Origin of the sequence: Sphingomonas sanguinis (assembly GCF_001476905.1) — a bacterium.
Taxonomy (GTDB): Bacteria; Pseudomonadota; Alphaproteobacteria; order Sphingomonadales; family Sphingomonadaceae; genus Sphingomonas; species Sphingomonas sanguinis_B.
Map to the genome: position 1 here is coordinate 17,834 of NZ_LDTE01000024.1, position 13,078 is coordinate 30,911.

General features: G+C 67.0%; 13 protein-coding genes. 10 read left to right on the forward strand and 3 right to left on the reverse strand.

From position 1 onward, the window contains the following. Both SB4_RS05035 and SB4_RS05040 read right to left on the reverse strand, forming a co-directional pair. Positions 1-1,161 carry a GGDEF domain-containing protein gene (locus SB4_RS05035; RefSeq protein WP_058751689.1) on the reverse strand — a complete coding sequence of 387 codons (1,161 nt, stop codon included), beginning with the start codon at positions 1,159-1,161 and terminating at the stop codon, positions 1-3. 136 nt (positions 1,162-1,297) lie between these two features. Continuing rightward, positions 1,298-2,812: a TadA family conjugal transfer-associated ATPase gene (locus SB4_RS05040; RefSeq protein WP_058751695.1), complete on the reverse strand. Its 1,515-nt coding sequence runs from the start codon at positions 2,810-2,812 to the stop codon at positions 1,298-1,300. A gap of 109 nt (positions 2,813-2,921) precedes the next feature. On the opposite strand from SB4_RS05040, the gene SB4_RS05045 reads away from it, so the two are divergent. Continuing rightward, positions 2,922-4,451, forward strand: coding sequence for a S1C family serine protease (locus tag SB4_RS05045; protein WP_058751696.1), 1,530 nt, complete (start codon positions 2,922-2,924; stop codon positions 4,449-4,451). An 81-nt stretch (positions 4,452-4,532) separates the two neighbouring features. Further along, complete coding sequence (locus tag SB4_RS05050) at positions 4,533-6,089, forward strand: hypothetical protein (protein ID WP_241488488.1); 1,557 nt, start codon at positions 4,533-4,535, stop codon at positions 6,087-6,089. Between the two features lie 3 nt (positions 6,090-6,092). Here SB4_RS05050 and SB4_RS05055 read toward each other — a convergent pair whose 3' ends face one another. Further along, entirely contained in the window at positions 6,093-6,926 is an 834-nt protein-coding gene (locus tag SB4_RS05055; RefSeq protein ID WP_058751690.1) for an Ada metal-binding domain-containing protein, read from the reverse strand. Positions 6,927-7,145: 219 nt separating this feature from the next. Between SB4_RS05055 and SB4_RS05060 the strand changes: the two genes are divergently transcribed. The 8 genes from SB4_RS05060 to SB4_RS05095 are packed head-to-tail and all read left to right on the forward strand — an operon-like array spanning position 7,146 to position 12,913. After that, positions 7,146-7,715 carry a F0F1 ATP synthase subunit delta gene (locus SB4_RS05060; RefSeq protein ID WP_058751698.1) on the forward strand — a complete coding sequence of 190 codons (570 nt, stop codon included), beginning with the start codon at positions 7,146-7,148 and terminating at the stop codon, positions 7,713-7,715. Between the two features lie 7 nt (positions 7,716-7,722). After that, complete coding sequence (gene atpA, locus SB4_RS05065) at positions 7,723-9,252, forward strand: F0F1 ATP synthase subunit alpha (protein ID WP_056430575.1); 1,530 nt, start codon at positions 7,723-7,725, stop codon at positions 9,250-9,252. 3 nt (positions 9,253-9,255) lie between these two features. Further along, positions 9,256-9,549 (forward strand): putative quinol monooxygenase, encoded by a 294-nt coding sequence (locus SB4_RS05070; RefSeq protein ID WP_058718243.1) that lies wholly within the window; start codon positions 9,256-9,258, stop codon positions 9,547-9,549. Between the two features lies 1 nt (position 9,550). Further along, a complete protein-coding gene (locus SB4_RS05075; protein ID WP_058751691.1) occupies positions 9,551-10,426 on the forward strand; it encodes a F0F1 ATP synthase subunit gamma in 876 nt (291 codons plus the stop codon). After that, positions 10,426-11,022, forward strand: coding sequence for a hypothetical protein (locus tag SB4_RS05080; RefSeq protein ID WP_058751692.1), 597 nt, complete (start codon positions 10,426-10,428; stop codon positions 11,020-11,022). The genes SB4_RS05075 and SB4_RS05080 overlap by 1 nt, the downstream gene beginning before the upstream one ends. Next, positions 11,006-12,478 (forward strand): F0F1 ATP synthase subunit beta, encoded by a 1,473-nt coding sequence (gene atpD / locus SB4_RS05085; RefSeq protein WP_058751693.1) that lies wholly within the window; start codon positions 11,006-11,008, stop codon positions 12,476-12,478. Before SB4_RS05080 ends, atpD begins: the two co-directional genes overlap by 17 nt. Beyond that, positions 12,478-12,660 (forward strand): eL24 family ribosomal protein, encoded by a 183-nt coding sequence (locus SB4_RS05090; RefSeq protein WP_058718239.1) that lies wholly within the window; start codon positions 12,478-12,480, stop codon positions 12,658-12,660. Before atpD ends, SB4_RS05090 begins: the two co-directional genes overlap by 1 nt. Position 12,661: 1 nt before the next feature. Continuing rightward, entirely contained in the window at positions 12,662-12,913 is a 252-nt protein-coding gene (locus SB4_RS05095) for an ATP synthase F1 subunit epsilon (RefSeq protein WP_058718238.1), read from the forward strand. The last annotated feature ends 165 nt before the right edge of the window (positions 12,914-13,078 follow it).

Here is a 13,078-nt window from a genome sequence, read left to right on the forward strand (position 1 = left end):
TCAGGCCGCGTCGGCGAGGCGCAGTGTCCCCTTGCCCGCGCGCTTGGCGGCATAGAGCATCGTATCGGCGACGTGCAGGGTGTGGCGCACATCGGAGGAGGGGGCCAGTGCGACGCCGCCGATGCTGACGCCGATGGTGATGGGCGGGCGGTCTTCCAGATGGAACGGGGCGCGTGCGGCGGCGATCAGGCTCTCGCCGACCGCTGCTGCCTGGGCGGCGTTCGTATCGCGCAGGATCACGGCGAACTCGTCGCCGCCCAGCCGCCCTAATAGATCGCCGGGGCGCAGCGGGGCGGACAGGCGTTCGGCCACCGCCCGCAACAGGTCGTCTCCGGTCGTATGGCCATAGGTGTCGTTGACCGGCTTGAACCCGTCGAGATCGAGATAGAGCACATAGCTCGTACGCCCCCCGGGACGCGCCACACGGGTGCATTCGCTGGACAGTTGATTCATGAACTGTGCCCGATTGGGCAGGCTCGTCAGGCTGTCGTGAAAAGCGAGGTGCTGGGCCTTGTTCTCTGCGCGGATCAGCTGGGCGTGGGTCCGATGCATATTGAAGATCATCATCACGATGCCGATCAGCCAGAGCGGCAGCTGAAGCAGGATGACCGGCATCCCCGGCATGCCCGAGAGACCCGCAAAAAGGGTATAAGGCGTGATGAACAGGATCGTCTGCAGCGTGGCGAAGCGCGGTGCCCCGGCGTTGTTATAGGCCCCGCCAAAGCCGACCGCGACGATGACCAGCCCGCTCAGGATCATCAGCAGCGGTTCGCCCGTCCGCGCGCCCTCGCCACAGATCGCGCCGACGATGATCGACCAGTACAGGCTCGCCGCCAGCAATCTGGTCGGCGAGTCGACCCGCTCGGCATGACCGATCATCCGATAGCGCAACACGGCGGCGGGGATGAACAGGGTGACCAGCACGGCGGGAACGCGCCAGTCGAAGTAGAAGCCGTAACAGCCCAAGACCATCAACAGGCACAGGGTCGCGAACAGCACGCTCGACCGATTGGTATAGAGCAGCCGGGTCAACTCGGGTCGGATGGCCTCGTTCTCGGGATCGGCCGGGCGGGTCAGCCAGCGGACCCATGCCGGATCGACGGGGCGCGCGGCATCGCCGGGTTTCTCTCGGTCGATCCGTATCGGTGACGCAGATGCCACAGGTTCGATCTCTCTCCGCGGTCGCTCCTCGGACGTGCGACACGTGAAAGCGAGCGAACGGATGATAGGCCATAATGGTAAATGTGGGGTAAACGGGACCTGCACCGTCGCATGCCCCGGATTTGCCGAACCGCCGTTACAGGCAGACCTCCAGCAACGGCTTGTCGAAGCCGAACTGCTTGGCCTTGTCCAGCGTATAGGGGCGCAGGCCCGCCGAGCGATACTCGCCGATGATCTTGCCGTCGGTGCCTTCGTCCAGATACTCGAAGCTGAACAGCTCCTGCGTGACGATCACCGGGCCTTCCATGCCGATCACCTCGGTGATGTTGGTCACGCGGCGGCTGCCGTCGCGCAGGCGCTTGACCTGGATCACCAGGTCCACCGAGTCGGCGATCTGGCGGCTGATCGCTTCCTTGGGCACCTTGATGTCGGACATCATCACCATATTCTCCATGCGGGCCAGCGCCTCGCGCGGGGAATTGGAGTGGAGCGTGCACATCGAGCCGTCATGCCCGGTGTTCATCGCCGCCAGCATGTCGAAACATTCCGCGCCACGAATTTCGCCCAGGATGATGCGATCGGGGCGCATACGCAGCGCGTTCTTCACGAGGTCGCGGATGCTGATCTCGCCCTGGCCCTCCAGATTGGCGGGACGGGTTTCGAGCGGGAGCCAGTGCGGCTGCTGCAGGCGAAGTTCGGCGGCGTCCTCGATGGTCAGCACACGTTCGCCCGGGTCGATCATCTTGGACAACGCGTTCAGCATCGTCGTCTTGCCCGAGCCGGTGCCGCCCGAGATGACGATGTTGAACCGCGACGCGCCCGCGATCTTCAGGAAGGTGGCCATGTCCTGGCTCATCGATCCGCCGTTCGCCATCATGTCGAGCGTGATCGGTTTCGCCGAGAATTTGCGGATCGAGATCGCGGTGCCGCGCAAGGACAGCGGCGGGACGATCACGTTGACGCGGCTGCCGTCCTTCAGCCGGGCGTCGGCCAGCGGCGTGGTCTGGTCGACGCGGCGGCCGACCGAATTGACGATGCGCTGCGCGACCTGGAACAGATGCTCCTCGTCGCGGAAGCGGATATTGGCGAGTTCCAGCTTGCCCTTGCGCTCGACATAGGTCTGCTCGGGGCCGTTGACCATGATGTCGGTGATGTCGGTATCGGCCAGCAGTTCCTCGAGCGGACCCAGGCCGAGCAGCTCGTCGACCAGCACCTTTTCCAGCGCGAACTGCTCGCGCCGGTTCAGCGTCAGCTTCAGCTCGGCCAGCACCTCGCCGATGATCGGGCGGAATTCCTCGGCCAGCTCGTCCTTGCCCAGCGTGGCGGCGGCTTCCGGGTCGACGCGTTCGAGCAGGCGGGGGAGGACCTGTTCCTTGATCCGGTGGATCGAGGCCTCGAACCCCTCGCCGCGGGCGGGGGTGGGCTCGGCCGGGGCGGCCTGGCGTTCGGCGAGGCGCTGCATCGCGTCGGGGACGGGGCCCGCATTCTCGGCCAGCGTCGACAGCGGCGGGAATTGGTCGCCGCCAGGCGCGGGCGATTCGGGTTCGGGGCGAATGGCCGGGCCGGGCCCGTGCATCGGACGCGCGACGCCGAAGGCCGGGCGCCCTCCCGGCGCACTACCCAAACCCTGACGGCGACCGAACGCGTTCATGCCCATCTTTCCCATGACATGGGGTCCGTTCGTAATTGGCAAGATTTACCATATGCCTAACCGATCGCGGTTGCGGCGGATGGAGCGGGCGGGATATGGCCCGCACCTGATGCTGAGCCGGTTCGTCCTTGCCCCCCTGATATCGGCCCTGCTGATGGTCGCCGGACTGTGGCCCGTCGCGGCGGGCGCCGACGATATCGCCGCGACCGCGCGCGGTGTGGTGCGCGTCGTCACCATCGCGATGGTCGACGATGAAGTGGCGGGCTTCGGCCATGGCTCGGGCTTTGCGGTCGCGCCCAACCGCATCGTCACCAACGCGCATGTCGTCGAACTTGCCGAGCGCTATCCCGACAATGTGGTGATCGGCGTGGTCCCGTCGGAGGGCAGCAAATCCTATCAGGGCCGCGTCATCGCCTATGATTCGCGCCGCGACCTGGCGCTGATCGAGGTGAGCGAGGCCAAGCTGCCACCCGCCGCCCTGTTCACCGGACCGGTGACGGAGGGGGATCAGGTGATCGCGCTGGGCTATCCCGGCAATGTCGACCTGGCGACGGCGCAGTCGGCGGCGGATTATATCCGCCCGCTGTCGCCCGTCCGGTCGCAGGGCGTGGCCTCGGGCCGCCGCGCATTGACCGGGATCGAGGTGCTGCTCCATACCGCCAGCATCGCGCGCGGCAATTCGGGCGGGCCGCTGCTCGATCCGTGCGGGCGGGTGATCGGGGTGAACTCGGCGCTGACGCGAGCCGATGACGGCGATTCGACCTTCGGTTTCGCCATCGCCGATACCGAGCTGATGGCGTTCCTGCGCGCCGCGAAACAGCCTTATGCCTCGGTCGGCGTGCCCTGCACCTCGATCGAGGAGCGGCTGCGCGAGGACAGTGCGGCGGATGCCAAGGCGGTCGCCGATGCCGCCGCCGCCAGGCGCGAAGAGGCCAATGCCGCCGCCTTCCGCCGCGAGGAGGCGCTGAACACCGCGCGCGCGCAGGCCGAGCGGTCGCGCGAGAATGCGATGGCGGTGGCCGCACTGCTGCTGGTCGCGGGCGCGCTGGTGATCGGCGGGGCCGGGTTGCTGGAGACGCGGGGCAAGCGGCGTCATGCGATCATCGCCGCCTCGGTCGGGGGCGTGACGATCGTCGTGGCGGTGGCCGTCTTCCTGCTGCGCCCCTCGGCCGACATCAGTCTGCCGCGCGAGAGTATCGCGACGACGACCGGCCAGACCCCGCCAGGCGCGGCGATCGGTCCGCTGCTGTGCACCCTCCAGCCCGATCGCAGCCGGATCACCGTCTCCTCCACCGCAGAGACGCGGCTCGACTGGGGTGCCAAAGGCTGTGTCGACGGCAAGACCCAGTTTCTGGAAGGCGAGGGCGGATGGCAGCGGATCATCGTGCCCGACGAAGAGCCGACGGTGACCGTCGCCCGCTTCGACCCCGTGACGCGGACCTATACCCAGACCCGCTACATGCTGCCCGCCGCGACGATGGAGTCGATCCGCAAGCTGCAGCAGCCGACGACACCGCGCGGCTGTGTGAAGACCGACACCGCGCTCCAGAATCTGGAAGGCGTGCAGGCGCAGATCCGCCAGCAACTGCCGCCCCTGCCCAACGAGAAGCTGGTCTATAGCTGTCGCGCGGGCCGCTGACGCGAATAGGGCTTGCCCCCGTTTCGCCGATCCGGTGAGATAGCGGTCCGATGGGGAACGGCTTGGGAGGGCCGGGGGGAAATGAACAAGACGGGATCGCGCTTGCGCGGCTGGGTTTGGGCCGCGTTGACGATGATCGGCATCGGGCTGTCGGCGGCACCGGCCCAGGCCGAATGGCGCGAGGCGCGGGCGAAGCACTTCGTCCTGTACGGCAACATGTCGGAGGGCGATATCCGCGCCATGGCGACGCGGCTGGAGCAGTTCGACGGCGTATTGCGCTATTTTTACCAGCTGCCCGAGGTCGAGGGGCAGGAAAGCAATCCCGTCACCGTCTATGTCGTGCCCAATGTCGCGGCGATCCGGCGGCTTTATGGCAAGGGCGGCGATCACGTCGCGGGCTTTTATCAGCCGCGCGTCTCGGGATCGGTCGCCTTCACCCCGCTTCGGGGCGAGGGTGAGGGGCCGAACGCGTTGCAGCCGCAATATGTGCTGTTCCACGAATATGCCCATCATTTCCTGTTCGGCAATTCGGGGGCGGCCTATCCGGCCTGGTTCTCCGAGGGCTTTGCCGAATTCGCCAGTACCGCCCGTTTCGATCGCAACGGGGTGATGGTCGGCGTCGCGGCGCAGCACCGGGCATTCGGGCTGCTGGACAGCAGCAAGCTGTCGATCGACACGCTGTTCGATTCGTCTCGGCGCAAGCTCGACCCGCAACAGCTCGACCAGCTTTATGGTCGCGGCTGGCTGCTGACCCATTACACCATGTTCGACCCGGACCATCGGGCCCGGTTCGGCCGCTACATGGATTTGCTCAACACCGGCACGCCGAGCCTGGCGGCGGGCAACGAGGCTTATGGCTCGCTCAAGCAGCTCGACCGCGATCTCGACAAATATCTGGGGCGCAGCACGATTCCGGGGATGATGGTGCCGTTCGACCGCCTGCCCCAGGTGGCGGTAACGGTCCGCGCGCTCTCACCGGGCGAACAGGCGCTGATCGCCTATCGCATGCAGTCGGATCGTGGTGTCGATCAGAAAACCGGGCGTGATCTCTATACCCGCGTGGCGTCGGTCGCGGCGGCCTATCCCCAGGATGCGGCCGCGCAGGGCTGGTTCGCCGAAATGGCCTATGACGCGGGTGAGGATGCGGTGGCTGAGGCGGCGGCGGACCGGGCGCTGGCGGTCGATGCCAAGTCGCAACAGGCCCTGCTCTACAAGGGGCTGATCCATCTTCGCCGGGCGCAGGCGGCGCACAGCCAGGACAAGGCGGTGTGGGACGAGGCGCGTGGCTGGATCGTCAAGGCGAACCGTGCCGACCCGAATGCCGCCGAGCCGCTGGCGATCTTCTACCGCAGCTTCGCGATGGCCGGAGAAAAGCCGCGCCCATCGGCGATACGCGGGCTCGAGCGCGCCTTTCAGCTGGTGCCGCAGGACAAGGGGCTGCGCTTCACCCTGGCGGCACAGCAGATCGAGGCGGGGGATATCGACATGGCGAAGGCGTTGCTGCGCCCGCTGGCTTTCGATCCGCATATGCCGCCCGACAATCCGGCGGCGCAGTTGCTCGCCTTGCTGGAAAAGGGTGATCGCGATGCGGTGCGGAAGGGGCTTGCGGCCATGTCGGGCCCGGCGGCGGACGACTGAGCGTCAGTCGGCCGACACCCAGGCGCGGGACAGCGCCTCGATAAAGGCGGTGCGGCGGACCGGTTCGGCTAGCAGGGGATCGGGCAGGGCGGTGGCGGCGATCAGCCGGGCCATGCGGGCATGGGTCTCGGGCTCGGCGGGATGAAGGGTGGCCGCCGGGAACAGGGCATGCAGGCGGCCGCCATCCCCCTCGAACGCGATCCGGGCCAGTCCGCGCGCGGTGACGGCGATCAGCAGTTCTCCCAGCGGCGTGGGCAGGATCGCCCACGCGATCGTCACCCCTTCGCCGCCGCGCCGCCACTGACCCGGCGCCATGCCCAGGCGCTGCTCGCTGTCGGCGTAGAAGCGGCTGGGCCCGGCATAGCCCGCTTCGTACAGCGCGCGGGTCACGCTTTCCTCGGTGGCCAGCGCTTCGGTCGCCCGGACGCCACGTAGCGCACGGGCATAGGCGGCGGGCGTCACCCCGGTCGCCCGCTTGAATAGCCGGTGGAAATGGTGGGGGGTATAGCCGACCCGCTCCGCCAGCGCGGCGAGCGGGGGCATCGCCTCGGCGGCTTCGAGAATCATGATGGCCGCCGCCACCGCCTGGCGATCACGGGTCACCGCATCGGGCAGGCAGCGCAGACAGGCGCGATAGCCCGCCGCCCTTGCTGTATCGGGGCTGTCCATGAATCGGACATGCTCGCGCCGGGGCCGACGGGCGGCGCAGCTGGGGCGGCAATAGATGCCCGTGGTCCGCACCGCGACGACGAAGCGGCCGTCCGCCGCCCGATCCCGGCGCGCAAAGGCGTCCCAGGCGGCATCTTCGTCGATCGGGCAGGGGGTATGAGCGGTCATAGCGACGATCCTGCCAGAAGCGGCTGTGGCATTCATCCCACGGCTTGCGGCCAAAGCTGTTACATTGGCGTCACTGACCTGTCACAAGTTGCGCCACGCACCTTGCATAGAAATGTTCCCGATGCTAACCGCCCGCCAACCCATCGGAGGCGCGTTTTTCGCGCCCCGTTCCCCATGGGGCCAACCCGTTCGTTGTTCGAGGAATTCGCATCCGTGGAGATGTCCGGCGGTACTATAAGCGGCACAGGCGGCATCCAGGCGAGCCTGGGTGGTCGTTATGCGCTCGCGCTGTTTGAAACGGCCGAACAGGGCCGTTCGATCGACACGATCGAGGCGAGCCTCGTGACCCTTCGCGATGCGCTGGCCGCCGACAAGGATCTGGTCGCGCTGACCAAGAGCCCGGTCGTGGCGCGCGGGGCCGCCGTCAAGGCGATCCTGGCGGTCGCCGACACGCTGGGCCTCGACGGCGTGACCAAGAATTTCCTCGGCGTCCTCGCCGAGAACCGGCGCCTCTCGGCGCTGCCGCAGATCATCCGTGCCTTCCGCCAGCTGGCCAGCCGCCATCGCGGCGAGGTCGCGGCCGAAGTGACGAGCGCCCACCCGCTGACCGAAGCGCAGGTCGCCGAGCTGAAGCAGCAGCTGCGCACCCGCGTCGGCCGCGAGGTGTCGGTCGACCTGTCGGTCGATCCCGACCTGCTCGGCGGGCTTGTCGTCCGCATCGGTTCCCAGATGATCGATAGCTCGATCCGCACCCGTTTGAATGCGCTCGCCAGCGCGATGAAAGGCTGACGTTCCCATGGATATCCGCGCCGCAGAAATCTCCAAGGTCATCAAGGACCAGATCGCCAATTTCGGCACCGAGGCCCAGGTCAGCGAGACCGGTCAGGTGCTGAGCGTCGGTGACGGCATCGCGCGCATCTACGGCCTCGACAATGTCCAGGCGGGCGAGATGGTCGAGTTCGCCAATGGCGTGCAGGGCATGGCCCTGAACCTCGAAGCCGACAATGTCGGCGTTGTGATCTTCGGCTCGGACGCCGAGATCAAGGAAGGTGACACCGTCAAGCGCACCGGCACCATCGTCGACGTGCCGGTCGGCCGTGGCCTGCTGGGCCGCGTCGTGGACGGCCTGGGCAACCCGATCGACGGCAAGGGCCCGATCGAGGCGACCGAGCGCCGCCGCGTCGAGGTGAAGGCACCGGGCATCATCCCGCGCAAGGGCGTGCACGAGCCGGTGCAGACCGGCCTGAAGGCGATCGACGCGCTCGTCCCCGTCGGCCGTGGCCAGCGCGAGCTGATCATCGGCGACCGTCAGACCGGCAAGTCGGCCGTCGCGATCGACGCCTTCATCAACCAGAAGACGGTCAACGCCGGCACCGACGAGTCGAAGAAGCTCTACTGCATCTACGTCGCCGTGGGTCAGAAGCGCTCGACCGTGGCGCAGCTGGTCAAGACGCTCGAAGAGAATGGCGCGATGGAATATTCCATCGTCGTCGCCGCGACCGCGTCGGAGCCCGCGCCGCTTCAGTTCCTGGCGCCCTATACCGGCACCGCGATGGGCGAGTATTTCCGCGACAACGCGATGCACGCGCTGATCGTGTTCGACGATCTGTCGAAGCAGGCCGTCGCCTATCGCCAGATGTCGCTGCTGCTGCGCCGTCCGCCGGGCCGTGAAGCGTATCCGGGCGACGTCTTCTATCTGCACAGCCGTCTGCTCGAGCGTGCGGCCAAGATGAACGACGCCAATGGCGCCGGTTCGCTGACCGCGCTGCCGATCATCGAGACCCAGGCGGGCGACGTGTCGGCCTACATCCCGACCAACGTGATCTCGATCACCGACGGCCAGATCTTCCTCGAAACCGACCTGTTCTTCGCGGGCATCCGCCCGGCGATCAACGTCGGCCTGTCGGTCAGCCGCGTCGGCTCGGCCGCGCAGACCAAGGCGATGAAGAAGGTGTCGGGCTCGATCAAGCTGGAGCTCGCCCAGTATCGCGAAATGGCCGCCTTCGCGCAGTTCGGCTCGGACCTCGACGCCTCGACGCAGAAGCTGCTGAACCGCGGTGCGCGCCTGACCGAGCTGCTCAAGCAGCCGCAGTTCTCGCCGCTGCCCTTCGAGGAGCAGACCGCGTCGATCTTCGCGGGCACCAACGGCTATATCGACAACGTGCCGGTGGCGCAGGTCGTCCGCTACGAAGCGGCGATGCTCGCGTACCTGCGCAACGATCACGCCGATGTGCTGGCGATGATCCGCGACACCAAGGATCTGGGCGACGAGGCCAAGGGCAAGCTCAAGGCCGCGCTCGACCAGTTCGCGAAGATCTTCGCGTAAGCAATGGCGCTGACCTATCTTGCGACGATCCGGTTGAAGCCGGAGCATTTCGGGGCGGCCTGTCAGGCCGTCGCCGGGATCGTCGCGAGGACCCGGACGGAGACGGGATGCGAGCGGTTCGACCCGCATCCCGCCGCCGACGGCAGCGCGACATTGTATATCTACGAGCGGTGGGCCGACCGCGCGGCTTTTGAATTCCACCATGCGCAGCCGTACACGCGCGCGGTCTTCAAGAGCTACGAGGATTGGCTGGCAGGCCCGGTCGAGCTGACCGAGCTAGCGGACGGATTGGAATAAAATGGCGAGCCTCAAGGCCCTCAAGATCCGGATCAACTCGGTCAAGTCGACCCAGAAGATCACCAAGGCGATGAAGATGGTCGCCGCCGCCAAGCTGCGCCGGGCGCAGGACGCGGCGCAGAACGGCCGTCCCTATGCCGAGCGTCTCGAAGCGGTGATGGCCGGCATGGCCGCGCGCGTCGGTGGCGTCGGCGCGTCGCCGCTGCTGGCGGGCACCGGCAAGGGCGATGTCCACCTGCTGGTCGTCGCCACCTCGGAGCGTGGTCTGGCGGGTGCGTTCAACACCAACATCGTCCGCGCCGCGCGCCGCAAGGCCGAGGAGCTGACCGCGCAGGGCAAGACGGTGAAGTTCTACATCGTGGGCAAGAAGGGGCGCGTGCTGAAGCGCTTCTTCCCGAACGCGATCCTGGCCGACCATGACATGAGCGCGATCAAGGCGCCCAAGTTCGACGACGCCCGCACCATCGCCGACGACCTGATCGCGCGGTTCGAGCGCGGCGAGTTCGACGTGGCGCACCTGTTCTATTCCAAGTTCGTCTCGGCGCTGGTGCAGGACCCCGTCTCGCAGCAGCTGATCCCCGTGCCGATGCCCGCGCCCAGCAAGGGCGAAGCATCGATCGAGGCGGTCGCCGAGTTCGAGCCGAGCGAAGAGGACATCCTCGACGCGCTGCTGCCGCGTAACGTCGCGGTGCAGATCTTCCGCGCGCTGCTGGAAAACCAGGCCGGTTTCTACGGTTCGCAGATGAACGCGATGGACAATGCCACGCGCAATGCGGGCGACATGATCCGCCGTCTGTCGATCCAGTATAACCGCACGCGTCAGGCCGCGATCACCACCGAACTGGTCGAAATCATCTCGGGTGCCGAGGCGCTCTGATGCGTCTTGCGCTCCTTCTGGGCCTGACGGTCGCTCTGGCCGGATGCGGCCAGGCGTCCGACCAGCCGAAGGACGCGCCCAAGGCCTCGCCGAGTCCGTTCGTGACGGGCGGCTGGGCGACCGTGTTCGGCGATGCGCCGGAGACGGTCAGCCTGCTCGACCGGATGGGCTTTCGCATGAGCGCTTACGCACCCGTCCAGGGTGTGCACCGCGCGATCGCGCAGGCCACGCCGATGGCCGACCCGTCGGTGACGCCGGTCAACATGGCCAACCTGATCGTCGAGGGCGATGCGAAGACGCTGAACACGCTTCGCTTCTCGCTCGACCTCGTCAATCTCGACACCAGCCCGTTCGCCAAGACGCAGTTCATCCGCTGGGTCACCAAGCCGATGGATCAGCTGGGTCTGGACGGCAAGGATGCGGTTACCGCCGCGATCCAGACTGAAAGCGCCACCACCGGCCACCTGACCGGCGCCGATTACCGTGTTACCCGTGACAAGATCGACGGTGGCCGCCGTCTGGTCGTAACCTTTACCCGCCCCGAAGCTAAGTCGGGCCAGCAGAACCAAGGAAGCAATGATGGCAACCGCCGCTGATGACATCCGGCCGACCACGGCCACCAACAATGTCGGCACGATCGCCCAGGTCATCGGCGCGGTCGTCGACGTTCACTTCCCCGATCACCTGCCCGCGATTCTGTCGGCGCTGGAGACGGACAATAACGGCACCCGCCTGGTGCTCGAAGTCGCGCAGCATCTGGGCGAGAACACCGTCCGCACGATCGCGATGGACACGACCGAGGGCCTGACCCGCGGCCAGACCGTGACCGACACCGGCGCGCAGATCCGCGTGCCCGTCGGCCCGGCGACGCTCGGCCGCATCCTGAACGTCGTCGGCGAGCCGATCGACGAGCGTGGCCCGGTCGCCACCGACCTGCGCGCCCCGATCCACGCCAAGGCGCCCGAGTTCATCGAGCAGTCGACCGAGAGCGCGATCCTGGTCACCGGCATCAAGGTCATCGACCTTCTCGCCCCCTATGCGAAGGGCGGCAAGATCGGCCTGTTCGGCGGCGCTGGCGTCGGCAAGACGGTTCTCATTCAAGAACTGATCAACAACATCGCCAAGGGTCATGGCGGCACCTCGGTGTTCGCGGGCGTCGGCGAGCGCACCCGCGAGGGCAACGACCTGTATCACGAATTCCTCGACGCGGGCGTGATCGCCAAGGACGCCGAGGGCAACGCGATCAGCGAGGGCTCGAAGGTCGCGCTGGTTTACGGCCAGATGAACGAGCCGCCGGGCGCCCGTGCGCGCGTCGCGCTGTCGGGTCTGACCATCGCGGAATATTTCCGCGACCAGGAAGGCCAGGACGTGCTGTTCTTCGTCGACAACATCTTCCGCTTCACCCAGGCGGGTGCGGAAGTGTCGGCGCTGCTGGGCCGCATTCCGTCGGCCGTGGGCTATCAGCCGACCCTGTCGACCGACATGGGCGCGCTGCAGGAGCGCATCACGTCGACCAACAAGGGTTCGATCACCTCGGTGCAGGCCGTGTACGTGCCCGCCGACGACTTGACCGACCCGGCGCCGGCCACCTCGTTCGCCCACCTCGACGCGACGACCGTGCTCAACCGCGCCATCTCGGAGCTGGGCATCTATCCGGCCGTCGACCCGCTCGACTCGACCAGCCGCGTGCTGGAGCCGCGCATCGTCGGTCAGGAGCATTACGAGACGGCCCGTGCGGTCCAGTCGCTGCTCCAGCGCTACAAGGCGCTGCAGGACATCATCGCGATCCTGGGCATGGACGAGCTGTCCGAAGAGGACAAGCTGACCGTCCAGCGCGCCCGCAAGATCCAGCGCTTCCTGTCGCAGCCCTTCCACGTGGCGGAAGTCTTCACCGGCATCTCGGGCAAGTTCGTGCAGATCGAAGACACGATCCGCTCGTTCAAGGCGGTGGTCGACGGCGAGTATGACCATCTGCCGGAAGCGGCCTTCTACATGGTCGGCGGCATCGACGAAGCCGTCGCCAAGGCCGAGAAGATGGCGCAGGACGCCTGATGTCCGCGCCGCGCCGCGAGGATGCGGTCAATGACGTCTGTCCCTGGTCGGGTAAGCCGATCAGCGACGACGGGTTGACGGTCTATCGCGGCGCGGTGGTCGGATTCTGCAATCCTGGTTGCCGGGACAAGTTCGACGCGGCCATCGCCGCGTTCGACCGCGCGATTGAAACGAGACCCTGACATGCTGCACTTCGAACTCGTGACCCCCGAAAAGCTCCTCCGCTCGGAGGAGGTGCATATGGTGGTCGTCCCCGGCACCGAGGGCGATTTCGGCGTGCTGGAGGGCCATGCGCCCTTCATGTCGACGATCCGCGACGGCGCGATCCAGGTCTACCGCACCGACAAGGGCGAGCCCGAGGCGATCCAGATCCGCGGTGGCTTCGCCGAGGTGGGGCCGAAGGGCCTGACCGTGCTGGCGGAGCATGCCGGGTAAGGGTTTTCCTTGCCTGGGTTTTGAAACGGTCGTGGCGAAAGCTGCGGCCGTTTTCGTTTACGGGCAGGGGTGGGGCGTGGCCTTCGACTTACTCTGTTCAGCCTGAGCGAAGTCGAAGGCCAAGGGAAACCATTGCCATAAGCGGTAAGCCCCTCCCGCAGGCGG

Coding starts and splice junctions, on each gene's coding strand:
- SB4_RS05090 (WP_058718239.1), top strand. CDS start 12,478: ATGTCCGCGCCGCGCCGCGAGGATGCGGTCAATGACGTCTGTCCCTGG.
- SB4_RS05060 (WP_058751698.1), top strand. CDS start 7,146: ATGTCCGGCGGTACTATAAGCGGCACAGGCGGCATCCAGGCGAGCCTG.
- SB4_RS05075 (WP_058751691.1), top strand. CDS start 9,551: ATGGCGAGCCTCAAGGCCCTCAAGATCCGGATCAACTCGGTCAAGTCG.
- SB4_RS05040 (WP_058751695.1), bottom strand. CDS start 2,812: ATGAACGCGTTCGGTCGCCGTCAGGGTTTGGGTAGTGCGCCGGGAGGG.
- SB4_RS05045 (WP_058751696.1), top strand. CDS start 2,922: ATGCTGAGCCGGTTCGTCCTTGCCCCCCTGATATCGGCCCTGCTGATG.
- atpD (WP_058751693.1), top strand. CDS start 11,006: ATGGCAACCGCCGCTGATGACATCCGGCCGACCACGGCCACCAACAAT.
- SB4_RS05050 (WP_241488488.1), top strand. CDS start 4,533: ATGAACAAGACGGGATCGCGCTTGCGCGGCTGGGTTTGGGCCGCGTTG.
- SB4_RS05080 (WP_058751692.1), top strand. CDS start 10,426: ATGCGTCTTGCGCTCCTTCTGGGCCTGACGGTCGCTCTGGCCGGATGC.
- atpA (WP_056430575.1), top strand. CDS start 7,723: ATGGATATCCGCGCCGCAGAAATCTCCAAGGTCATCAAGGACCAGATC.
- SB4_RS05055 (WP_058751690.1), bottom strand. CDS start 6,926: ATGACCGCTCATACCCCCTGCCCGATCGACGAAGATGCCGCCTGGGAC.
- SB4_RS05095 (WP_058718238.1), top strand. CDS start 12,662: ATGCTGCACTTCGAACTCGTGACCCCCGAAAAGCTCCTCCGCTCGGAG.
- SB4_RS05070 (WP_058718243.1), top strand. CDS start 9,256: ATGGCGCTGACCTATCTTGCGACGATCCGGTTGAAGCCGGAGCATTTC.